The 23,373-nt window shown below is 37.2% G+C and carries 21 protein-coding genes; 5 read left to right on the forward strand and 16 right to left on the reverse strand.

Going from position 1 to position 23,373, the window contains the following annotated elements; all coding sequences use genetic code 11:
- Nucleotides 1-10 precede the first annotated feature (10 nt).
- A complete protein-coding gene (locus KTH84_RS04905; protein WP_133972966.1) occupies nucleotides 11-514 on the forward strand; it encodes a hypothetical protein in 504 nt (167 codons plus the stop codon).
- A 59-nt stretch (nucleotides 515-573) separates the two neighbouring features.
- Here the strand turns inward: KTH84_RS04905 and KTH84_RS04910 are convergent, their stop codons facing one another.
- The 4 genes from KTH84_RS04910 to KTH84_RS04925 are packed head-to-tail and all read right to left on the reverse strand — an operon-like array spanning nucleotide 574 to nucleotide 4,288.
- Complete coding sequence (locus KTH84_RS04910) at nucleotides 574-1,602, reverse strand: alpha/beta hydrolase (protein WP_202741794.1); 1,029 nt, start codon at nucleotides 1,600-1,602, stop codon at nucleotides 574-576.
- Nucleotides 1,602-2,726 carry a YdcF family protein gene (locus KTH84_RS04915; RefSeq protein WP_202741793.1) on the reverse strand — a complete coding sequence of 375 codons (1,125 nt, stop codon included), beginning with the start codon at nucleotides 2,724-2,726 and terminating at the stop codon, nucleotides 1,602-1,604. The genes KTH84_RS04910 and KTH84_RS04915 overlap by 1 nt, the downstream gene beginning before the upstream one ends.
- Before the next feature lie 4 nt (nucleotides 2,727-2,730).
- Nucleotides 2,731-3,765 carry a UDP-N-acetylmuramate dehydrogenase gene (murB, locus tag KTH84_RS04920; protein ID WP_262472254.1) on the reverse strand — a complete coding sequence of 345 codons (1,035 nt, stop codon included), beginning with the start codon at nucleotides 3,763-3,765 and terminating at the stop codon, nucleotides 2,731-2,733.
- 19 nt (nucleotides 3,766-3,784) lie between these two features.
- Entirely contained in the window at nucleotides 3,785-4,288 is a 504-nt protein-coding gene (locus tag KTH84_RS04925; protein ID WP_262472255.1) for a low molecular weight protein-tyrosine-phosphatase, read from the reverse strand.
- 744 nt (nucleotides 4,289-5,032) lie between these two features.
- On the opposite strand from KTH84_RS04925, the gene KTH84_RS04930 reads away from it, so the two are divergent.
- Nucleotides 5,033-6,082, forward strand: a complete 1,050-nt coding sequence (locus KTH84_RS04930; RefSeq protein WP_133972956.1) for an acyltransferase family protein — start codon at nucleotides 5,033-5,035, stop codon at nucleotides 6,080-6,082.
- Nucleotides 6,083-6,386: 304 nt separating this feature from the next.
- Here KTH84_RS04930 and KTH84_RS04935 read toward each other — a convergent pair whose 3' ends face one another.
- The 3 genes from KTH84_RS04935 to KTH84_RS04945 all read right to left on the reverse strand — a co-directional run bounded on the left by KTH84_RS04935 (nucleotide 6,387) and on the right by KTH84_RS04945 (nucleotide 7,915).
- Nucleotides 6,387-6,731, reverse strand: coding sequence for a DUF4882 family protein (locus KTH84_RS04935; protein WP_227549237.1), 345 nt, complete (start codon nucleotides 6,729-6,731; stop codon nucleotides 6,387-6,389).
- A gap of 261 nt (nucleotides 6,732-6,992) precedes the next feature.
- Nucleotides 6,993-7,151: a hypothetical protein gene (locus tag KTH84_RS04940; protein WP_227549236.1), complete on the reverse strand. Its 159-nt coding sequence runs from the start codon at nucleotides 7,149-7,151 to the stop codon at nucleotides 6,993-6,995.
- 458 nt (nucleotides 7,152-7,609) lie between these two features.
- Nucleotides 7,610-7,915, reverse strand: a complete 306-nt coding sequence (locus tag KTH84_RS04945; RefSeq protein WP_133972954.1) for a YcgJ family protein — start codon at nucleotides 7,913-7,915, stop codon at nucleotides 7,610-7,612.
- Between the two features lie 349 nt (nucleotides 7,916-8,264).
- On the opposite strand from KTH84_RS04945, the gene KTH84_RS04950 reads away from it, so the two are divergent.
- Together KTH84_RS04950 and KTH84_RS04955 are read left to right on the forward strand one after the other, a co-directional pair.
- On the forward strand, nucleotides 8,265-9,422 hold the full coding sequence (locus KTH84_RS04950) for an iron-containing alcohol dehydrogenase (RefSeq protein WP_262472264.1): 1,158 nt from the start codon (nucleotides 8,265-8,267) through the stop codon (nucleotides 9,420-9,422).
- Nucleotides 9,422-9,856, forward strand: coding sequence for an acyl-CoA thioesterase (locus tag KTH84_RS04955; RefSeq protein WP_133972950.1), 435 nt, complete (start codon nucleotides 9,422-9,424; stop codon nucleotides 9,854-9,856). The genes KTH84_RS04950 and KTH84_RS04955 overlap by 1 nt, the downstream gene beginning before the upstream one ends.
- Nucleotides 9,857-9,903: 47 nt before the next feature.
- Here KTH84_RS04955 and KTH84_RS04960 read toward each other — a convergent pair whose 3' ends face one another.
- From KTH84_RS04960 to amvA, 6 genes are all read right to left on the reverse strand, one after another.
- The gene (locus KTH84_RS04960; protein ID WP_262472266.1) at nucleotides 9,904-12,132 is read right to left on the reverse strand and encodes a phosphocholine-specific phospholipase C; all 2,229 of its coding nucleotides are present in this window, start codon (nucleotides 12,130-12,132) and stop codon (nucleotides 9,904-9,906) included.
- 26 nt (nucleotides 12,133-12,158) lie between these two features.
- A complete protein-coding gene (locus tag KTH84_RS04965; RefSeq protein WP_262472268.1) occupies nucleotides 12,159-12,311 on the reverse strand; it encodes a hypothetical protein in 153 nt (50 codons plus the stop codon).
- Between the two features lie 136 nt (nucleotides 12,312-12,447).
- Nucleotides 12,448-14,535: a DNA polymerase III subunit gamma/tau gene (locus KTH84_RS04970; protein WP_262472270.1), complete on the reverse strand. Its 2,088-nt coding sequence runs from the start codon at nucleotides 14,533-14,535 to the stop codon at nucleotides 12,448-12,450.
- A 122-nt stretch (nucleotides 14,536-14,657) separates the two neighbouring features.
- Nucleotides 14,658-15,293 carry a metalloprotease secretion chaperone CpaB gene (cpaB, locus tag KTH84_RS04975; protein ID WP_133972944.1) on the reverse strand — a complete coding sequence of 212 codons (636 nt, stop codon included), beginning with the start codon at nucleotides 15,291-15,293 and terminating at the stop codon, nucleotides 14,658-14,660.
- A gap of 22 nt (nucleotides 15,294-15,315) precedes the next feature.
- A complete protein-coding gene (cpaA, locus tag KTH84_RS04980) occupies nucleotides 15,316-17,097 on the reverse strand; it encodes a metalloendopeptidase CpaA (protein ID WP_262472272.1) in 1,782 nt (593 codons plus the stop codon).
- A gap of 300 nt (nucleotides 17,098-17,397) precedes the next feature.
- A complete protein-coding gene (gene amvA / locus KTH84_RS04985) occupies nucleotides 17,398-18,876 on the reverse strand; it encodes a multidrug efflux MFS transporter AmvA (RefSeq protein ID WP_262472274.1) in 1,479 nt (492 codons plus the stop codon).
- A 125-nt stretch (nucleotides 18,877-19,001) separates the two neighbouring features.
- Between amvA and KTH84_RS04990 the strand changes: the two genes are divergently transcribed.
- Nucleotides 19,002-19,580 (forward strand): TetR family transcriptional regulator, encoded by a 579-nt coding sequence (locus KTH84_RS04990; protein ID WP_262472276.1) that lies wholly within the window; start codon nucleotides 19,002-19,004, stop codon nucleotides 19,578-19,580.
- Nucleotides 19,581-19,632: 52 nt separating this feature from the next.
- On the opposite strand, the gene KTH84_RS04995 is transcribed toward KTH84_RS04990, so the two are convergent.
- From KTH84_RS04995 to KTH84_RS05005, 3 genes are all read right to left on the reverse strand, one after another.
- Nucleotides 19,633-20,895, reverse strand: a complete 1,263-nt coding sequence (locus KTH84_RS04995; protein ID WP_262472278.1) for a serine hydrolase domain-containing protein — start codon at nucleotides 20,893-20,895, stop codon at nucleotides 19,633-19,635.
- A 70-nt stretch (nucleotides 20,896-20,965) separates the two neighbouring features.
- Nucleotides 20,966-21,820, reverse strand: a complete 855-nt coding sequence (locus tag KTH84_RS05000) for a MaoC family dehydratase (protein ID WP_262472280.1) — start codon at nucleotides 21,818-21,820, stop codon at nucleotides 20,966-20,968.
- A 77-nt stretch (nucleotides 21,821-21,897) separates the two neighbouring features.
- Nucleotides 21,898-23,289: a 3-oxoacyl-ACP reductase gene (locus KTH84_RS05005; RefSeq protein ID WP_262472282.1), complete on the reverse strand. Its 1,392-nt coding sequence runs from the start codon at nucleotides 23,287-23,289 to the stop codon at nucleotides 21,898-21,900.
- Between the last annotated feature and the right edge of the window lie 84 nt (nucleotides 23,290-23,373).

Below are 23,373 nucleotides of genomic sequence, written 5' to 3' on the forward strand. Positions count from 1 at the left end.
TGGAATTTATATGATGAAGAAATCTCTACTCTTATTGAGTTCTTGTCTACTGACAACGGCTTGTAGCACCACACAATTTGGTACAGATAAAGCAACCGCTCCTACAGTAGTAAAGACAGCTGGTCAGCTCAACTGTTTACCAACTGAATTATGTCCTAGCATGCTCGTTAAATGGAACGAGAATCAAAAAGATCAGCTTCGCGTAGATGTTCATTTAAGTAGTAGTTATAACTTTTATGATATTAACGAGTTAATATTTGATATCGATGGGAAACGATTTAATTATCAACCCGCTCAAGCCACTGAAAAAGCGAATGTAAGCCGATTAGTTCCTAAACATTCAACTACATTCTTTATTATTCCAAGCAAATTCTTGCAAGAGTTTAAAGATGCTCAAAATGTAAACGTTTTAATCAAAACAGATAAAGGAACGATTGAACGCAATATGTATAGTCCACAAAAACAATCTTCAGTTTATAAAAACTTTATGCAGCTTTATCAAAATTCAAAATAAAGCGACAAAGATTAAGTCATGCATCTATCCAGAATTATTGGATAGATGCATTATTTTTTTTAATAATAAAAATGCTTTGGCTTCGCATGTAAAAAGGCCGGAATCAACCCTGTTAAAGCCGCACGTATATCGGCACGTTCATTAATTAATTGATGAGAACCTTCTTCAAGCATTAATAGTGTTTGAAGCCTAAATTTACGGCGAATAAATTCAATGTTGTAACGCCAATCAACAGTCTGATCGAGAGCGCCTTGAGCAAGCCAGACAGGAATACGGCAAGCAGGTCGCTCTTCCATTTCTTGCATCCATTTTGACATTGCCAAAATCCAGTCCATACCCATCATTCGAGGCTGTAAAGGATCTTTTAAACGAATAAAACGCAAAAATTCAGGATTATGATTATTGCGTCTAAAGTGTCTCGGAACCTGTCTTTTAATACGACGAATAATGCCTAACCCGACTGGGTTATGCCACCATGCTGTTTTTGCAGGACGAATCAAAGGAGAAAGTAATAAGACTCTATCTACAATCGGATCTTGGCGTTTTTCAGCATATTCTAATAAATGATGCATCCAAATTGCCCCACCCGTACTTTGACCAATTCCCACCCAAGGTTTAGGCAACTGATCTGCATTTTTGACATATTGGTAAACCGCCATCAGTACTTGTTGATAATGATCAAAATTTTGAATACTTGCGGGTGAACCATTGCTCAAACCATGCCCCGGTAAATCATAGGTAATAACACTAAAGCCTTGTTCAAGAATTTCACGGATGATGGGCTGATAAATACCACTATGCTCAAGATAGCCATGCAATAAGCAAACAGTACCTTGTATTTTTTCTACTTTAGGTTTGAAAACTTGCACATGTAAGCGAAATAGTGGCATTTGAACATAGCCTTGCCAATGGTCACATTCAAGTAAATGTAGGCCATACAACTTGCGATAGGCCAGTAAATCTCGAGATGGTTCTTCTAGTGTATTTAAATTAAGTGGACTTAAAACCTGTGGTGTGAGATCACGGTTCGGGACCGGTAAATCTAATTGTTTTAATACAGCAGGATTGAGAAACGGGATATCTGACATTAAGGTACCTCTCGACAATCGCTTGAACCAAACAACATGTCGCGAATTGTCGCAAGTAATTCATAATTCGCACGGCGGCTATGATCGTAATTTTGTACACTTGGTTGCCAGCGTGTAAGTGGTGTTGGCATCGGAGCTACAACAGGAATCGTTTCTATACCATTTAAAGCAAATAGTCGACGTGTACGTGGCATATGGTATTCATCTGTCACCAACATGACCGTAGGTGCTCCACCTTTTTTCTGAAGCAATAAAGAACTAAATCGTGTATTTTCACAGGTATTCATACTTCGATTTTCTAGTAATTTTGCATCAACACCACGCTCTTTTAACCAAGTTTGCATATAAGGGGCTTCAACACCACTCAGTACAATAGGAAGCTGATTTTGTTTTTCAACTTCTAAGGTTTTTTCCAGTCTCAAGCGTGTATAACCATTAACTACAATATCTTTTCCATTTTTATCTAAGGTTAATCCGCCACCCAATACAACAATTGCATAAGGTTCTGATAATTTTTTAGGCTGGATAGGTATCGGGTTTTTACGGACATACTCAATTTTCTGTTCAGGCTCACTAACAGCTTGTTGATGCTCTGGTACTTCAGGCTTTCTTGCCAAGAACTCTGTATATTGTTCTGTAAGTGCCTTATTTTCAGAGCTATTAATCAAAAATGACTCGTCAACTGGGCTACTTGCTTCATCTGCCGCATCAATTTCTGATTTTTTTACGACCAAAGGAACAGTTACAGTTGCTGTTTCCTTCTCTAAATCTTGTTCCTTTTCTTCTAAGAGAATAATTTGCTGCAAGGCTTTATAGTTCTCTTGAATATAGGTCAGATCAGTTGTCTTTTTTTCACGTAATGCTTTTTCAGTCAGCTTTAAATATGCTTGACGAGCAATCCATAGATTTGAACCTGGTTCTAAATTGTCATGCTCACTTAATGCAGCCTGTCTCTGGCTTTCAGCGGCGACTTGATTAACATCAACCGGTACAAAATAATTAAGTCCAGCTACAATTAATTTTGAATAAAACGGCGAATATAAAAAAACCACGAAACAGCCTAATAGTAAAAATAGCGCTGTGACTACTTGTACTAAACGTACCATTAAGTGTACTTGTGGCATAAAACTATTCCGTATGATTTTCAATTAAACCTAAACTGTTATAAAGCACAGGTTCTGGTTCTAACATAATATGGAAACGCTGATCAACATCATGTTGTACAGCCTGATAAGTTTTCTTTACATCCGTGAGAGATGCATTGGCATAATTGACCAAAACCAACGCTTGTTTATGAAACATCCCCACCATATCGAGTTGTTTACCTTTCCAACCCACCTGATCAATTAACCAGCCTGCTGCAATTTTAACGTTTCCACTGGCTTGAGGATAATGTGGAATTGTTGAGAATTGTGTGACTAAGCGCTCAAACTCTTGCGGATTTACAATCGGATTTTTAAAGAAACTGCCCACATTTGGATATTCTTTTGGATCAGGTAACTTACTTTGACGAATATGAATGACTTGATTTTGTAAGTTCTCGGCAGTCTGATTGTCTCCAACTGCTTGCTTCAAATCACCATAGTTAAGTTTTAAATGTGGCTGTTTAAGTAATTTAAAAGTGACATGCGTGATAATGTAACGGTTCGGATCATCTTTAAAAATGCTATGACGATAGGCGAAATGGCAGTCTGCCGCTAAAATTGTCTGAGTTTCTTTTAATTTACGGTCATACACTTGTACTGACTCAATAAACTCACCCACCTCTACCCCATAAGCACCAATATTTTGTACAGGCGAAGCACCGACTAATCCGGGAATAAGTGCGAGATTTTGTAAGCCAAACCAATTTTGCTGAGTGCTGTATAAAACGAAATCATGCCAGACTTGGCCAGCACCAACATTAACTCTAACAAAATCATCATCGTTCGATAAAACTTCAATTCCTTGAATATCAAGATGAATAACCAACGCATTGAGCTGCTGTGGCAACAACATGTTACTACCGCCCGATAATACAAGTACATTTAGCTGATGCTGCTCAGCAAAATATAAAGCTTCTTCAATATCTTCAATAGATTGAACTTTGGTATAGTGAGAAACTATTACATCTAAACTTAAAGTATTGAATGGCTTAAGCTGTACCTGATTTTGAATTTGCATCGTATTGAAAAACCTATTCTTAAACATTCAATTGTTTTTTTAAAATATTTATCCACGCCAAACTACTGGACTCGCATTGATTGAGTACACGTTCAAAGCCCTCAGCGCCACCATAATAAGGGTCAGGCAAGGCTTGTTGTGGATATTGGGGATCATGCTCGCTCATTAACGCTACTTTTGCACGAATTTGATGTGTACCAAACTGAGAAACCGCACTTTGTAGCATGTCATGAATATCATCAAAGTTTTGATGATCCATTGCCAAAATTAAATCAAACTCTAAAAAGTCTTGAGTTGAAAGCTGTCTTGCACGCAATGAAGATAAGTCATAACCTCTTTTTTTAGCGTGCAGCTGACTACGCTGATCTGGTGCTTTATTTGGATGATAATTACTCGTTCCAGCAGAATCGACAAGTATATTGAGTTGATGTGCATCACAATAATGTCTAAAAACCACTTCAGCCGTGGGAGAACGGCAAATATTTCCTAAACAGACACATAACACCTTATATTGTGTTTCCATTAGAAATTACTTCCAAATATTTGAATTACATAGAAATAAATATGGTGCATGCAAAATCCTAACAAAACTATAAATTATTGTCAGAATTGAATTGACCATTGTGACGTGATGCATTTTGTCAAAACTCACATGGCTTGAAAAGGAAAATAATGTTTATCAATAGATTAAAAGTTGATAAATCAGTCGACAAAGTAGCTGATCTTCTAATTTTCAGGAAAATAATAAAGCCCTCATCAGAAGGCTTTTACATAAAGGAATAACTTTTTTATATTATTTTTTTATTAGGTTAATGCCCCTTCAAAGGACTTAAAGGCAAACACTCAAATTAACATTGTTATTAATCATATGAGCATATTTTTTAATAAAAGAACTAACGCCTTCACAATGTAATCTGGTTAACAATTCAACTATAGAAAAATTGTTCTTGATTAGTTTTTTTGTTCACAGATTTCAATGTAGCAATGGTCTTACAAGATAACGCCTTTTACATCGCCTTGGTGATAGTTAGCAAGCAGTACCAAGCACTTTAAAGCTTCTTTAATAGTAGCTAAATTTTAGAGGAACATCTTGCATAATATTCTTTTCTTAATATTTAAATTACAAATACTTAAACTGACTTAATTATGAATTTAAGAAAACATATTTTGATACAAACAAAAACATAAACATAAAAAAACTCAACGACTAAGATTTAGCTGCCCTGTAGAATTGCTTTCGATTTTAATAACAACAGTCAATACGGATATGCTCTTATCAATTCCCCGGACTAATAATTTCGACCTCATTCGACTTCTAGCAGCCTGTCAAGTCGTATATATGCATAGTCTAAATCACCTGAAAATAAATGGTTTATTACGTGAATTTTTTGATAAATTTTTCCAATATTTTCCTGGTGTTCCAATATTCTTTACTGTCAGTGGATTTCTTATCTTTTGGGCATTTGATCGTAATCATGATATTAAAAAATACAGTATTAATCGAATATTAAGGCTTTATCCTGCTCTATACGTATGCTTATTTATTACAGTTTTACTTCTCATTTTTTTCTCTTCATTTTCTCTACTTACACATACAAGTTTTTATATATGGTTAATTGGTCAATTAACAATTTTACAGTTTTATACACCAGAAATTTTAAAATTCTGGGGTGTAGGTACACCCAATGGAGCTTTATGGACAATTACAGTTGAAGTTCAATTTTACATTCTTGTTCCCATTATATTTTTTCTTATGAAAAAACTAAAAGGAGCATTTGTTTTACTTCTTCTTTTTATATTATCCCTTATTGCAAACTTCTATTTTGCTGGGCTCGATGAAAATATTATTAAAAAATTAAGTTTTGTATCTATCATTCCTTATCTTTTTAATTTTTTGATCGGTTCATCTTTCTATATTTTTTGGACAAAATTATCTAAATTTATTGAGAATAAGTTTATTGTTTGGTTCACGATCTATGTAGTTTATTTTTTAATATTCGGAGTGTATTTAGGTAAAGAGACACATGCTTATGAGATGAGTAACATTTTCCAAATAATTACAACAGCTTTGCTTTCTTTGGTCACTCTATCATTTGCATTTTCTCATAAAAATCTCAGTGATAAGTTGTTAAAACACAATGACATTTCTTATGGGATATATATTTATCATATGCTTGTTGTAAATACTCTTGTGACCATTGGGTTGTTGCATGAACCAATCTATATATTTCTTACATTCATAGTCACAATAATTTTAGCTATATTAAGCTGGAAACTAATAGAAAAACCAGCTCTAAGTTTAAAGAACAGATTCTAAAAAAGACCCTGCAAATTGCAGGGCCTTTTATATCAATAAATTATTCGTTGAATGATTTGAATAAAATAGAAATTCTTCATAACTTGTCGAGACCTGCTAAATTTATATGAAGCCCGTCTCCTAAAAAGTGACTATTGGCATCACTAACTTCTATAATTATATAGTTTTCATGGTAATTTTCTTAACTTTGTCTTCTGCCTGTTTAGCTACATCAAAACTAAAACTAGTCGTTTTTTTCTTTCCCCCCATAAATTTCTCCCATAAAAAACCACTAAAATGAGTGGTTTCTAATTTAATAAAATTCTTAAATGGTACTGCCACAAATATCAGTGGTACCTGTTGGATAGGTAAACTGTATATTTGCTTTATCAATAATTTTACCAAGAAATTTAGAGTTGACATTTGATGATTGTATTCCTGTCCCTTTAAATCCAATACTTTTTAAAGAGTTTTCAGCAAGTAAGTTAAGGTATCCATAATTAGTACCATTGATGATATAACCTATTTGTTTACTAACCTGATTAAAATAAAGTCCAACCCTAACTTTGCCATCTGTTGGTACCGTAACAAGAATTACCTTTCGATCAAGCTCCTTTGCAACTACTGAGCCAGAAGTATCTCTTTTAGTACTTGCTCCCGTGAGAGTCACATAGCTTCCATCAACATAATTTGCATCTTTATTAATTAATCCATAATCAAGATCTAAACTAATTTCATTCTTTAAATTAGAAGCTCCCGATACATTAAAAGCTAACTATTGAACTTCATGGCTATCTCCTAATGTAATGTTTTTAATATTGAAAACATCAAATATAAATTCTGCAGCAACAATATTTGTTCCTATTACTGACTTATCAACTAAAGTAGTCTGTATAGAAGGTAGGCTTATCATTTTACCTAAAGCTACAATCTAGTCAGCTGGTGTACTTCCTATATAACCAATTGTTGCCGTACCTTTTTGCTCAGAAATACTGATCGGAGACATTAATTTAATCGGTCTCCCTCCTGCTACATTTACCGCATCAACTTGATGCTTGAGTTGCATCAAAATTATAAGTACAGGTAGCATAAATATTTACTGAAAATCCACTGCAGATTAATAAACCCAAAATAATTTTATTCATGTAATCTTCCTTTTTTATTTGAGCAAATAGTATAGCTAAGCATTTATAAACATTGATTAAAAAATGATAAGCGGTAATTTTAAAAAAGCTTCTATTATGGAATATCAATATTTAATTTTCACTATAATAAAATGAATGGTTATCCTTTGAGCTTTTAGGCTCATCTGGATGAAATAAATATCTTTAGGTTTTACTTCTAATGAAGTAACCTTTAGGCTAATTGGAAACACACCCAGTAACACTAAAAGTAATCAGACAATTTATTAGATTTTTTTCATCACCTAACTTTTTAGATTCATTTTTAATATTTAATAATCGTTTTATTAAAATTCAATTTAAAATATTCATCTAGAAAAAAGTCCAATCATTAAGGGCTTTTTTTTAAAACTAAGACAAGAATTATTTATTTAAAAAGTTTATCCGTCATTTTTCTATCAACTTTACTACGATGCCCATTTTCAAAGTATCGGTCGACATGACATAGTTTTGTTTTTGTATCACAGAATACGCCGTTTGAGAGTGTAAATGCTGAGGTATCAAAATCGCCTTGAGAGAATGCTTTGTTCGCTTTGTTAGTTCCTAAATATTTGGCTGTAAGTTTTTTAGATACACCCTTCTTGTCAGCACAGATATATTTGTCACAAATGACACCCTTTTTAGGTGAATAGACGCTAGAGCTAGTTTTCGCCATTGCTGCGGAGCTCAGCATTAAACAAGTACATCCAATAAGATTAAGTAAAGTTTTAGAAATTTTCACTTTTTGAACCAAATAAAATTATAAATTGTTAGGGCATTATATGAATTAGTAGCCTTCAGGAAAATCTACCGAACAGTATAAATAACAAAAAGCCCACCTTCCGATGAGCTTTTAAACATCTTGCGTGATCGCCCCCTACCATCCCAATCCAACCCCGTAAAAATAGTGATTAGCTCGTACAACATAAAATATAATCACTTCAGAACTACTTTATTTTAGAGTGTCTTATGCTAAGTTATTTAAAGATTGAGTCTTATAGAACCGTTCAACAATAATGTTCAAAAATAAGGGAATAATGTATATGAGCCATTTTCAATTGCAAACCGTTCCAAATATCATCTCAGGCTTAGGCTCTATACAAGAATTACAGAATGTTTTAGCACAAAAAGGTTACGGCAAATTATTACTGGTGACCGATGCAGGAATGATCAAAAATCAGCTACACCTACCCATTCTTCAAATTTTAGATACGCTTAATCTTGATTATGTCGTTTATGCCGATGTTCAGGCTGACCCACCGGAACAAGTGGTATTAGATGCAGCCAATTATGCAAAACAACAAAATGTAGATGCCATTATTGGTTTTGGTGGTGGTAGTTCTTTAGATGTTGCAAAAGTAATTGCTTTGTTGGCACACCCCGACCAAACTCAAAGTTTGCAAGACATGTATGGCGTAAATCAAATAAAAACTACTCGTCTTCCGCTCATTTTAATTCCAACTACAGCGGGTACAGGCTCGGAAGTCACTCCAATTTCGATTGTCACAACGGGTGAAACCACTAAAATGGGAATTGTCTCTCCAGTGCTTTATGCCGATACAGCAATTCTTGACGCGACCTTTACTCAAAATTTACCCGCTCATATTACTGCTGCAACGGGTATTGATGCGATGGTGCATGCCATTGAGGCATATACCTCTAAACATAAAAAGAATATTTATACTGATATTTTAGCCAAACATGCTTTGAAATTACTGAACCATAATTTGCCTAAAGTGCTTAAGAATGGAAATGACCTCGAAGCGCGACAAAACATGCTTTTCGGTTCTATGCTTGCAGGTCAGGCATTTGCTAATTCTCCAGTTGCCGCTGTGCATGCTTTGGCTTATCCACTCGGTGGGCATTTTCATTTATCGCATGGGCATACCAATGCCTTAGTATTGGTTGAAGTCTTAAAATTTAATACGCCAAATGCCAAACAATATTATGCAGAGCTTATGCAATGGCTAGACCCATATAGTAATGGTAGCACTGACGGTTTATGTGACTTGTTTATTGATCATATGCAAAACCACTTAGACCGCAGTGGTTTGACTTTAAAACTTAGAGATTTGGGTATTGAAGAGTCCAGTTTACCTAGGCTTGCGCAAGATGCCATGCTACAAACCCGCTTACTGCAAAATAACCCACGTGACATGACAGAAGCTGCTGCTTTGGCAATTTATCAGGCGATTCATTGATGACTAAACCCGTTTTAAAAACCCGTGATCAATTTAAGTTCTTTTTAGATATTCAAACTCGATGGGCAGATAACGATATCTACGGTCATGTGAATAATGTGACTTACTATAGCTATTTTGATACAGCAGCAAATGCTTTACTCATTCAAGAAACAGGTTTTGATATTCATCAATCACAATCAATTGGCTTAGTGGTCGATTCAGCTTGTAGTTTTCTTCAAGAATTGTCATTCCCAGAAATTATTCAAGTAGGCGTTGCGATTGGTAAAATCGGTAACACTTCACTGCGTTATGAATTGGCAATCTTTAAACAAGGTCAACAACAAGCTTCAGCCCAAGGACATTTTTTACATGTGTTTGTTGACCGTGAAACCCGAAAAACGATTCCAATTTCTGAGTCTACTCGTGACGTTTTAGAGAAATTTTTATTATAAAAAATGAGGCAAAAAGAAAATAAGCTGCTCTTTTTGCCCACCTAAACTTACATCATTGCGGGATCACTAAAAGAGTCTTCACCCGTTTCAACTCGGCCAGCAAAACGTCGGTAATAATATGGATCACTCTGACTCGTGATTTCAAAATCATACCAATGTCCAACCTCAGCCAAAGCCCAGTGTTGTTTAACGATTTGACCCGCTTTTACGGTCAGTTGTAATGGAGCATCCTGTCGATATGCGCATGGTTTTACCGTCAATATTGCATCCTTAGTCCCATCATTCATCAGCTCTACATAAACATCACCATTGGCGATGTCATAACACACTCGAATTTCAGGTTTAATTCCACTATCGACAATACGTTGAGTATCTCCTTTAAAGTGACGATGATAACCATTTGGGCCTAACACCCATAAATCATAACGACCTAAGTTATCTTTTAAAGCATCCCATTCATCATCTAAGGTTTTATTCGGCTCGACAATATAACGCTTTGGAATACGGTCGAGATTGAGCTTGTCATATACATGAAAAACCGCCGCTTGCTGCCCCGTATTAGAGAAAATCAATTGCACCTTACCATCCGCTTTACAACGTGCACTCGTATGCAGCTCATAAGGCAATGCGCGTGACAGACGTATACCACTTTGCTGAATCGGTAATTTGCTATCTGTTGGTACTGGAACAGCAGGCAAGGCTTCTTGATGCTCTCTTAACTCATCTGCTTGTAAACGTGTTTGTTTTCCATTCAGCTGTGGTAGAACATCTGCATTTGGTGTTTTAAAATTAAATGCGCTGGTTAAATCACCACACACTGCACGGCGGTATGGACTAATATTCGGCTCTTTTACACCAAATCGTTTTTCTAAAAACATCAGCACGGACGTATGGTCAAAAACTTGCGAGTTGACCCAACCACCGCGGCTCCATGGAGAAATCACATATAACGGTACACGAGGACCCGGACCATAAACTTGTCCATCAGGTGTAGGCTGAGAATGGCTTCCCTCTGGTGCAGCATGATCAAAATATTCATCCTGCATATCGGCACTGCTTAATGTCGACTTGCCTGCGTATTGACCGCTTTTAAGTCGTGATGGTGCAGATGGGGATGGTACGTGGTCAAAATAGCCATCATTTTCATCAAAATTGATAATCAGTGCTGTTTTACTCCAAACTTCTGGTACAGCAGTTAATGCATCAATAATTTCTTGAATAAACCACGCCCCTTGAACTGGGCTTGAAGGGTCTGGATGTTCACAGTAAATTGACGGCGCATTAATCCAAGAGACTTGTGGCAATTTCCCTTCATGAATGTCTCGTTTAAAAGCGTCGAGATATTCTTCTGGTTTATTGCCCGGTAAAGTATTTGCGATGCCCTTATATAATGGATTTTTGGCATTATCAGTCGCAGCATCATAAGCTTTATATGGTAACTTTTGACCTGTATCGGCATACGGTTTGTTTGGTTCACCACCACTTGCAACCGGATAACCAGATGCGATATTTGCCTTTCTAAATGAGCGGAATGCACCAAGCATATTATCGCCCCATTCATCTGGCATATTTTGATAACAAATCCAGTTTACACCGGCTTCTTCCAAACGTTCTGCATAAGTCTTCCACGTATAACCACGATCTGTCGTAGCTGGGTTACCATCAATCCAGTCCCATTCATTATTTACAAATGAACGCTTGGTAGGTGTTGCCCCATTTGTACCAGTTAAATGATAAGAACGGTTCGCATCTGTTCCAGTGTGCATAGAGCAATGATAGGCATCACAAATCGTAAAGGCATTTGCAAGCGCAAACTGATATGGAATTTCTTTTTCTTTAAAATAGCCCATTGATATATCGGTTTTATGGGCTGGCCAATTCGCCATACGCCCATTGTCCCAAGCCAACTGACTGTCATTCCACGTATGAGGCGTGCCATCTGCTCGCTGTGCATTATTGGCTGTGCCATCTAAATGAAATGGCGTTAAAACTTGTCCATTACTTCTAAGCTGCTCCCAGACATGGCGGCCACTTGGCAAAGGAATCGTAAAACGATCAGCAAAACCTCGAATGCCTTTTAACGTACCAAAATAATGGTCAAAAGATCGGTTTTCCTGCATTAAAATAATAACGTGTTCGACGTCTTGAATTGTGCCTGTTTTATTGTTTGCAGGAATTGCCAAAGCTTTTTGAATACTAGATGGGAAAGCAGCCAATGCCGCAGCACCAAAACCCATATTTAAAGAGTAATTTAAAAATTTACGACGTGTAATCATGATCAGGTTCTTTTTATTATTTAAGTTTATGGAGCACAGCGCATTACAGGCTTTTTACCTGTGTCTGGTGCATTTGAATTATCATTTGCTGAGTCGTTACAACCACTCAGCAAAAGTGCACTGATCAATAAAAAATATGAATATTTAAAGGGAATAGCCCCTGCACCCTGCTTTTTCATGTCTATGTTCAATCCATTTAGAATCTAAAATGGCTAACATAGAAAAGTACAATGACAGTGACGTGACCTGAATGTTTCAATCCCGTGAAAAAGCATAGAATTGTATAATTTCCAAGCTCATCACAGGACTAAAAAGTTAAGGCTTTAATTGAATATTTTGTAATTCACCATCAAAGGTCTCTATGAGGCTTTTAATAACTGGCTGCTGTTGTAATAACTCAGCTGCTCTTTGAAAGGCTTTTTCTTTACGCGCACTTTGAATGATATATGGTGTAGCCGTATTTACAGCACCATATTCAACTGTAAATTGGGTATCAGGCCATTGCTCATTTAATGCATCAATAAGGCCTTGTTGTAATTGAGTCAACATATTTTCATATTCTTGAGGAATATGGAAAACTGTATTGCCACCAATTTGACCTGTCATCACGCCATGCTGAGCAAGCTCTTGAACAGCTGGAGAAAGTTGACTAGTTCTAAACCAATATTCCCATTTTTCTAGTGTCCACTCGCCTTCTAAGGTTTGCGTGGTTAGCTTCAAAATGTCTTGAGGCATAAGCTGCCCGTTATCAGTTGCACTAATTTCTTTTACAACTGCAACCTTCTCAATCGCATCTGAGGTTTCCACCAGTAACGGTTGCTCGACAACAGATTCTAAGGCTAAATCATCAGTAACGGGCGTATCTTGGGTAATTGAAAAATCAGTGCTAGGCGCTTCAAATAAACCTATAGGCTCAGCAGTAAAAGCTGGTTCAGGTTCAATATTTTTAGCGATGGTTTCAGCCTGAACTTGTACTGACTTTTGTTCTGGTACAGGAATAAAATCTTCCTCCAAAACATTACTTGTTTCTTGAACAGATGCTGACTCAAATCCGATTAACTCATGATGACTTGGATCAAATACCATTAAATCCTGATTAGGTTCAGGTTCAGGTTCAGGTTCAGGTTCAGGTTCAGGTTCAGGTTCAGGTTCAGGTTCAGGTTCAGGTTCAGGTTCAACTATAGCGGGTTGACTAATAACTTCAACTGGCTGAACAGCACTTACAGGAGCAATATCTTGGGCTGTTTGTTGAACTTGGGGATTCAACACAACTTGCTGATTTTGTTGAACAGGCTCTGAAACCATAATTTCATTTGGCGCTAAAGGACGGAATGCCAATAAGCGTAAAATGCACATTTCAAAACCTTGTTCTTGCGTCACGGCAAGTTGGAGGTCAGACCGCCCTTTACATGCAATTTGATAATACAGTTGTAAATCCTGAGCAGAAATCAGCTTGGACAGTTGCATGATTTTGCGATTGATTTCATCGCTATATTTCAAACTCAAATCAGGCAGATATTGCAAAATTGCCAATTCATGCAATGTTGAAATCAACTGATCAAGCACAAGTGAAACATCGAGCGCTTGATGTCTAAATTGCAATAAAAGCTGACTAACTTTTTCACGTTGGTTCTGATGAATCGCTAAAATCAAATCATAAATAATGGTGCGGTCAATTAGACCAAGCATTTCTTTAACATCTTGATGCTGTACAGCACCCTGACCATAGGCAATTGCCTGATCGGTTAAAGATAATGCATCACGTAATGAACCTTGAGCAGATTCGGCAATTTGCCAAATTGCATCTTGATCAGTAACAATCTGTTCTTTTTCAAGAATTGCGCCAAGATGCTTTGTAATTTCATCAACAGCTAAAGGGCGTAATGTAAATTGCAAACAACGTGAAATGACCGTAATTGGTAGCTTTTGTGGGTCAGTGGTTGCAAATAAAAATTTAACGTGTTCCGGTGGTTCTTCTAATGTTTTTAATAGCGCATTAAAGGAATGCGTAGATAACATATGTACTTCGTCAATCAGGTAAACTTTAAATCGCCCTTGCGTTGGCGCATAAGGAACGTTATCTAAAAGTTCACGCGTATCTTCTACTTTTGTTCTTGAAGCAGCATCAATTTCAATCAGGTCAATAAAACGGCCTTCATTTACCGCCTTACAAGTTGCACAGACTTCACATGGTGTAGAGGTCACACCTGTTTCACAGTTTAAACACTTGGCTAAAATACGTGCAATTGTGGTCTTCCCCACACCACGCGTTCCTGTAAATAAATAAGCATGGTGTAGACGACCGCGTTCCAATGCACTGCTTAATGCACGAGAAACATGGTTTTGCCCCACTAACTCATTGAAATTACGTGGACGGTATTTTCTAGCAAGTACTTGATACATGTATGCTCCTTGTTACAGGCATAAGCATACTTTGTTTTTAAAAGAGAGTGAACGCATAAAGCTCATATCCGTACAGATAAACTGCGAACTATACTCTTTTCCCATCCAAACCATTTATTTGACTAAGGGTGATCATGATGTAACTCCTGATCAGTGACTCCGTCATCCATCGTTTGTACCAGCCCAACCCCATCTTTAATTTCAGCCGAATAATTTCCTTTTTCGGTAAAAATTTGCATGATCGTATAGTGGTCTTTTTGACTTTGGGTGATGGTAAAGAAATTCTGATTTGGATCTCCCTGATCAAATTTCCCAGTCCACCGAACAATATCTTGGTCAACAGGCTCGATCTCTACAATTTTCCCTGTGCGGTTAATGCCATATTCCAACATTTGAAACTTAACCGTATCACCTACTTTTTTGAGTTCAATCACGTTTGGATCATACTTAATCACCATACCTTGTCCATTTTTAATCAATGGAAAATTAACATTAGAAGGCAGCTGATCCTTTTCTATTTCATTAAAAACAATTTGTTGCTTAGATAATCTTTCTTTCTCTGACGGACTCAAATTCATTGTATTTTGACGAGTAAAACCATTCTGACTTTCAACTCGCTTTAAGCTAACTTCACCTTTCTGGTTATCTGCAGATGACGTTAAAGCAGAAGAACTTTGCTGTGAAAATGCGAGCCAGATGAGAACTGCTAGCGCTAAACAAGCGATAGCAGTTCCTATTAACAATTTATTTTTTTTCATTATTTACGGCTAAAAATAGAGATTAGTTATATAAAGAAATTTTCTGTGCATTTAGGTTAATGACACTGACCGCATCAATTTTTCCTTCCTCACCCAAACGAACACCATATTTAGGGTTATATAGATACGGGTTAGAGTAAAAATTAATATTGTTGCCTCCCATCGCAGTACTCCCTAAAGGATGAGCAAAGCCTGAACCAATATTGGTTGAACCATTATGGTATAGGCCAAGATTATGTCCCACCTCATGACGCATCGCAGCAAAAGAACAACCAGCAATATCATTTGCACCAATCATGTTATATGAAGATGCATTAATCCATGCCCAGCCACAACCGCCATCGCCTGGTTCATTGCCTTGATAATAAACGCCATCAGCCAATACGCGTTTGCGTTCATTTTGTACGGTCGTGTCATCGCGTCCAAAAGAAATAGCTTCTTTTAAAGTTGCAGCAGGGATTTTATAAGTTAAATAGCCCACATCTCTTAAGTAAAAACGTGCATTCGAATTTTCAGCAGTTAAATTCGTTAAATTGACACCTTCAATCATTCTAAGTTTTGCAGCACTTTCACCTAAAATTGAATTTACTTCTGGACTAGAAACCAACAACATATCAATCGTATAACTATCTACTGACCAGCCTTGAGCCATGTAAATAAAACGGCGATTTTCACCCTTTTTAATGGTCGAAGACAAACCATTGGCAGCATTAATATAGGTATCAGCCGATGCATTTGACGCAATAACCACCTTATCCCCGACTTGAGCTTTAACTGGTAATTGTAAGGTTGGCTGCCAATTTGTGGTAGAAAGTTTTACCTTTAAAGCGGGTTGAGTCATATTCGGTAAAATTGCAGGAATTGTTGCCGATGAATCAATCACCTTCGTTGGTGAAGAGATCAGCTGCCAATACCCTTTATCACTGACATACATAAACTCATATTGATCGCCTGTTTTTAGCGTTAAAGTTGCTTGGCTATTAATATTGGTATTATTAATTTTTGCAGACCAAGTCGCCGTAGATTTAATAACAATTCTATCGCGATCATTTGCAGTCGCAGGAAGAGTAAAATTGGATACCCAGTTCGCATCGCCAAATGAAACTTCTGTAAGTGGACTATTTACAGCTGCTAAAGATGTTCCAATTTGCTGAACATTTAACTTCTGCGGTTTTATATATTCTGGGACCCATTTCCCTAAAGCAGAATAATATTTAAACCAATATTCAGACCCATTTTTTAATAAAAAACTGCTTGGAAATAGTAAATTTGCTTTATCTATATTGGAGTCAGCACTGGCTGTGGAAACAATTTGTACGGTTGTACCATCGCGCACATCACTTGGTAATGCAATGGTTTGTGCCCATTTGTCATTTTGAATAAGTACTTTTTGTATGGATGCAGTTGTTAATGGTACAACTTCATAGTTAGTACCATTGGTAGGGCTCACTGTCGCTAACTGAGCAATCCATTTATTTTGAGCAGTATTAAAGATGAATTGGTAAACATCCCCGCTATTTATCTTCAACACTTCTAACGGAATATTCGTATTAGAAGTATCTAAATAACTGCTATAAGCCGCACTAGAACGAATCGTAATTTTGTCTAAATTATTAGCACTTGCTGGTAAAGAGAGATTTTTGACCCAATTTCCATTTGCTAAAGAAAATTCTAAATCTGAATAACCAGATGGAATTGATCCACTATTATTATTCTGATTGGGTGAAAGTACAGTTGCGGCATATACAAGTGAAGATGCAACAATTGCTCCGATAATGAGTGATGTTTTTAATTTTAAATTCACAGTAGCCTCTTTTATTTGTTTTTAGATTTTTCGAATAGCAGATTAACAAACCATTTTTTTACAGTCAATTTTTGATCAATTATTTTTTTATTAAATTTCAATAATATGAAAAATAAATCATTTTGAAATAAAAATATGAAACCTATTAAACAATAATTTTTTTATGAGAATTACATAACTAAAAATATTGAGATAAGGAAAGTTCTATCAATTTATGTGTATTTAAAAATTATATTTATAACAAGAAAAAGAGAGAAATTTTTCTCTCTTTTTCCGCAACTGTTAAACTTGTTTAGATCATTAACTCACTTTCTTTGGAAAACTAAACCAGACAAATACAGTTAAAAGGAAGAAACAAACAGCGGAAATTGTAAGCACCCAACTATGTGCATAGCTAAAAGCTTGCTGAGCAACTGCAATTAATTGCTCTCCTAAAGGGTTTTCAAGCTTAGAAGCTAATTGCATGGTTTCACCAATCGAAATACTCGCTTTTTCAATTAAGTTCATCGGGAGTTCTTCTGGCAAAATAATTGAGCGACTATAAAACCAAGACAACATTAGACCAAAAATAGCGACACCTAAACCAGCACCGAGCTCATAGGCCATACCTTCAATCGCACCTGCTGCACTTGCTTTGTTTGGTGGTACAGAAGACATAATCGCAGCAGTCGAAGCGAGTAAGGCAATCTCAATGCTAAAACCTAAAAAGACCATACACGTCCATGCTAAAAAGTGATCGGTCGAAAAGTTAAGCTGGGCAAGTCCCCAAAGACTAAAGCCACTTATTAAAATCCCAACAGTAGATACAAGTCTAAGTCCCCATTTATTTAAACAGATTCCTGCTAATGGACCACCTAAACTAATTGCAATCATAAATGGAATAATAAACATAGCAGCTTGCAAGGGAGAAAAACCATGCACAAATTGCAACTCTTGAGACAAGAGTAATTCAAAACCAACCAAAGCAATCATTGAAACAACGGCCATGACAATACTGGTAGAAATAACTGGATGTTTAAACAACTCCAAATCAATCATTGGAGTCGTGCTTCTTTTTTGGCTACGAATGAAGTGAATTAAAGCACTTACCCCAACCACAAACATCACGACTGTGAGTACCGAGAAGTTGTACATGGCCGATTTGATCGAATAGATCAGACTTAAAATCGCCACAACCAGCACTAAAGCTTGGCCTAAGTTAATTGGTTGATCGGTTTTCTCTTCCTGCTTAGGAATGATTATGACAATCATGACCAGAACAACCAAAATAATTGGGATGTTGATGAGGAATACTGCTCCCCAATGGAAATGCTCTAGTAAAAAACCGCCAACTAATGGACCAAAAGCGGCACCACCGCCCCCTACTGTAGACCAAAGGCCAAGTGCAAAATTCCTTTGCTTTTCTTCGGTAAAAGCATTTCGAATTCCCGATAAAGTTGCAGGAATAAGCATGGCTGCCCCTAGCCCTAAAAGAGCACGGGAAGCAATTAAGGCATAGGCTGTTGGTGAAAAAGCAGCTGCCAGTGAACCAACTCCAAAAATTGCAGTTCCAATGAATAATAATTTTTTAAAGCCAATACGGTCACCGAGTGCACCCATCGGCAAAATCAAACCCGCCATAATCAGTGAATAAATATCAATGATCCATAAAAGCTGATTGGCAGTTAAATTCAATGCTGCGCTTAAAGATGGAGTCGCAACATGCATAACTGTTGCATCAATTGTGACGGGTAAATATATAAGGACAATAATTGTCAGGATTAACCATTTCTTTTGCATAACGCTCTTCGATATCCAAAACTTGGACATGTGTTCAAATCACGGTTATTATATACACAATTGGACACTTGTCCAACTTTAAGTTTTAATGTAGTTTGTCTCGAATTCAGTCAGGTGATAGAAACATGGCTTATCTTAGTCGCGATCAACGCAGAGAAATGATTCTGCAAGCTGCCATGCAAGTTGCTTTGGCTGAAGGTTTTACCGCCATGACAGTACGTAGAATCGCAACAGAAGCACAAACGTCTACCGGACAAGTTCATCATCACTTTTCTTCGGGATCTCACTTAAAAGCTGAAGCTTTTTTAAAGCTTATGGAACAGCTTGATGAAATTGAACAAACCTTACAAACAAATAGTCAATTTCAAAGACTCTTCATTTTATTAGGTGCAGAAAATATAGATAAACTTCAGCCCTACTTACGATTATGGAATGAAGCTGAACTCTTGATTGAACAAGATGTAGAAATACAAAAAGCTTATAATTTGGCTATGCAAAGTTGGCATCAAACGATTGTTCAAGCAATTGAAAGTGGAAAAAAGGACGGCGAATTTAAAGACATATCTAATTCGACAGATATTGCTTGGCGGCTTATCGCTTTTGTGTGTGGATTAGAAGGAATTTATAAACTGGGATTACAAGGTTTAGCTGAAGAAGATTTTAAACGTCATACCGAGACTATCATTCGCCTAGAACTTTTTTAGATAGACTGGCTGGCATTTATTAGAAATACCAGCCTGTTTGAAAGTACAGAATTTAGAACCAGCCTTTTCGACCTTTTAAAATTTGGTCGGTGCAACGTAAAGCTTCTTGAGTAAGCCCCCACAAACGATAGTCACCCGTTATTGAACCAATCTGAAAGTTATGGGTATAAGCAAAACTAAGATCACGTTCAGGATCACACCACGCACCTGAACCATTGTAGCCAATATGTCCAAAGCCATTTTTAGCACGCTTACCCATGGTAATAATACGGTGATAACCTAAACGCCAATTCATTGGAATCGGCATAACCCGATCACGTGCGTAACTTTGGATGGTACTCAATTCTTTAAATATCTCTGGACGAATCAGTTGTTGCCCATCCCATTCCCCTTGGTTTGCAAGCATTCCATAAATTTTTGCCAGACTATTTGCAGTGAAAGCGCCATTTGCTGCCGGAATAACGGTTTGCAACCCTTCATCACTAAAAAAGCTAAAATGCTTCATGCCTTTAGGAATCATGGCATCTTGAAAATCTTGAGGGTTTTGTCCCGTCCATGTAATCATTTTTTCTGAAAGTGAACTTTTACGTGGTTTAAAGCTTTTCTTCTTCTCAGATGACGCAGATACAGGTTTAGTTTCTGGTTTCGATTGAATAATTAAACGTGCTACACGATCTAATTCGCTTGCTGGTACACCAAAATATGCCCCATCTAAATCCAATGGTTCAACCAGATATTTTTGCATGAGTTGAGCTAAAGACTGACCAGTTGCTTTTTCAAGCACCCCACCAACAAGCCAACCAAATGTTAATGCCTGATAAGCATTACCCTCTCCCGCGACAAATCTTGGTTTAACAGCCACGACCATATCTAACATATGTGGCCAGTCGAGCATTTCTCTCGCACTTTCGATGGTATTTCGAATATCAAACATACCGCTTTGATGGCTAAGTATATGACGTAATGTCATTTGCTCTTTACCATTTTGTGCAAATTCGGGCCAGTAGTTCGCAATCGGTTTGTCGTAATCTAAGAACCCTTCACTTACAACAATATGCGCTAAAGTAGCAAGTACACCTTTCCCTGTAGAGTAACTAACTGCTAGTGTTTCTGGCTGCCAAGCTTCAGTTTGTGATTGAAGACCCGTGTAAATATCGACAACTTTTTGGCCTCTAAAATAAACTGCTAATGCAGCTCCCCCTTGATCTGTTCGCGCATCTTGAAAGCGGCTGAACTGGTGAGCTAAATCAATAAAACGTTCATCTAAAATACCGTGATAGTTCTGGGTATCGGCCAATAAAATGTCTTTAATCACATGAGTTTCCTTGCATTTTTTGTTATTTTGCTTAAAGCAGCCTAAACGTTTGTTGAAGCTGCTGATATTTTTATAATGCTTTTACAGTTCCTGCAACATGCGGTTTCTGAGATTTCACATTACGAATCAAGAAATCAGTCTTTTTATCTGCATTTGCAGTTAAAAACTCAACTTTTGAGGGTAAGAACATTGGTAGTTTAAACCACACATCTGCTTCATAAGCATTTGGTAGTTCAAGATTCGCTAATGCTTTAGCTTTGCTCCACATACCATGTGCAATTGCTTGTTTAAAGCCAAAAGCTTTCGCAGTAATGGCATGAATATGAATTAAGTTGAAATCACCCGACACTTTCGCATAGCGACGGCCTGTGTTTTCTAAAATCTCCCACTCTGCCTTAGGTACATAAGCTGGGGTTTGCTCTTCTTTGGCTTTCTCGCTGGCTCTTTTCTCAACCTTTTGACGAGATAAATAGGTTGTCACGCCTTCCATTACAACTTCATTTCCAACTTTTGCCGTGGTAATAAAGTCAAACTGAACACCTTTATCATGCGGTTTTAGTTCCCCAAATTTGCATGACAATGTGAGTTTTTCTATTATACCAATCGGTCTGGTTTGTTTAATCTGGTTACGAATATGGACTAAGCCTAAAATTGGAAATGGGAATGCTTCTGCCGTCATCATGTGCATTTGCAAACTTTGCGACAGCACAGCCAAATAAATTGCTGGTACAAAGCCATTATTTTTAAAGCCACATACTTCGTTATAAGCTTTTAAATGTGGCTGATAAATTTCAAGGCTATCTACCACGTATTCAACTTGTGGCAAGATTTTGGGACCTTTAGGCTTTTTAAAGATTAAACCTTGCACAACTTTTGGATAAGCCAATGCCGCTTTTGGTAGCTGGCTAAAATGACGAGTATTCATACCTAACCTTTTATAATTTATAGATTCTTGAATAAAAAAGGGATGCCCAAGCACCCCCTGTTTTTAACTAAGAGTGCTTAAGCGCCTAACAAGCTTTGGCCACATACACGAACCACGTTGCCATTTACGCCTGTAGAAGCAGTTGATGCAAACCATGCAATCGTTTCTGCTACATCAACAGGTAAACCGCCTTGTTGCATTGAGTTCATACGGCGACCAGCTTCACGAATTGCAAAAGGAATCGCAGCGGTCATTTGTGTTTCGATAAAACCAGGCGCTACCGCATTAATGGTAATACCATCTTTTAAGATAGGTGCAGTAAATTTCACCAAGCCAATTACACCTGCTTTAGACGCAGCATAGTTTGTTTGACCAAGATTACCAGCAATACCACTAATTGATGATACGCAAACAATACGGCCATTTGCATTTAGACCATCGTTTTCTAGCAAGTAGTCATTTACACGTTCAGCAGCAGACAAGTTAATGTTAATTACTAAATCCCAAAGCTCTGGCTTCATATTAGCCAAAGTCTTGTCACGAGTAATACCCGCGTTGTGGACGATAATATCTAAACCGCCTTGTTTTGCCGCAGCAGTTTTAATTTTTTCACCAGCATCAGCAGCTGTAATATCAATTGCCAATGTAGAACCACCAATGTCAGCAGCTACGCGATCAAGGTCCGCTTGTTGTTGGGGTACATCTAAACAAATGACATGTGCGCCATCACGTGCTAATACATGCGCAATTGCTTCACCAATACCACGGCTTGCACCTGTTACCAACGCAGTTTTACCTGCAAGTGGTTTTGCCCAATCTACATCAACAGCATCTGCTTTAGAAACGCGAATAACTTGACCAGACACATAAGCAGAACGCGGAGAAAGTAAGAAGCGTAAAGTTGACTCAAGGTTCGCAGCAGCGCCTTCATCTACATAGACAACTTGAGCAGTAATACCCTTTTTAAATTCTTTACCTACAGATTTGATAAAACCTTCAAGTGCACGTTGGGCAATTGCCTGTTTTACAGTTTTTGCAGTTTCTGGTGTTGTACCAATCACAATCACACGGCCAGAAGTTGCAACTTGACGTGCGATCGGGTTAAAGAATTTATAAAGCTCATTTAACTGTTCTGAGTTTTGAATTCCAGACGCATCAAATACAACTGCTTTGAATTTTGATTCTTTATCGCCCGCATTAAATGGACGTAAATTTAAACCGACTTTTGCAGCTTCTTGTTGTAATGCAACATTATTGCCTACATAGCTGTCTGCATGAATATTGCTAAGTACTTGTGCAATCGCACCAGACAATACACTTGACGGCGCCGCGCCAACCAATACTGCCCCATTCACTACCGGCTGAGCATTTTCAAAACGCTCTAAGGCTACAGGTGATGGTAAACCCAAATTTTTAACAACGAATTTACCAATTGGAGATTGTGTAAATGCTTGGTATTGATCAGTCATGATTATTATCTCTCAAAAAAATGATTTTCTACGACAGGCTTCATTATGTTAGGAAATGCGGAGAAACAATATGAAAGCAGTCGT

Origin of the sequence: Acinetobacter sp. WU_MDCI_Abxb74 (assembly GCF_025513915.1) — a bacterium.
Classification (GTDB): domain Bacteria; phylum Pseudomonadota; class Gammaproteobacteria; order Pseudomonadales; family Moraxellaceae; genus Acinetobacter; species Acinetobacter calcoaceticus_C.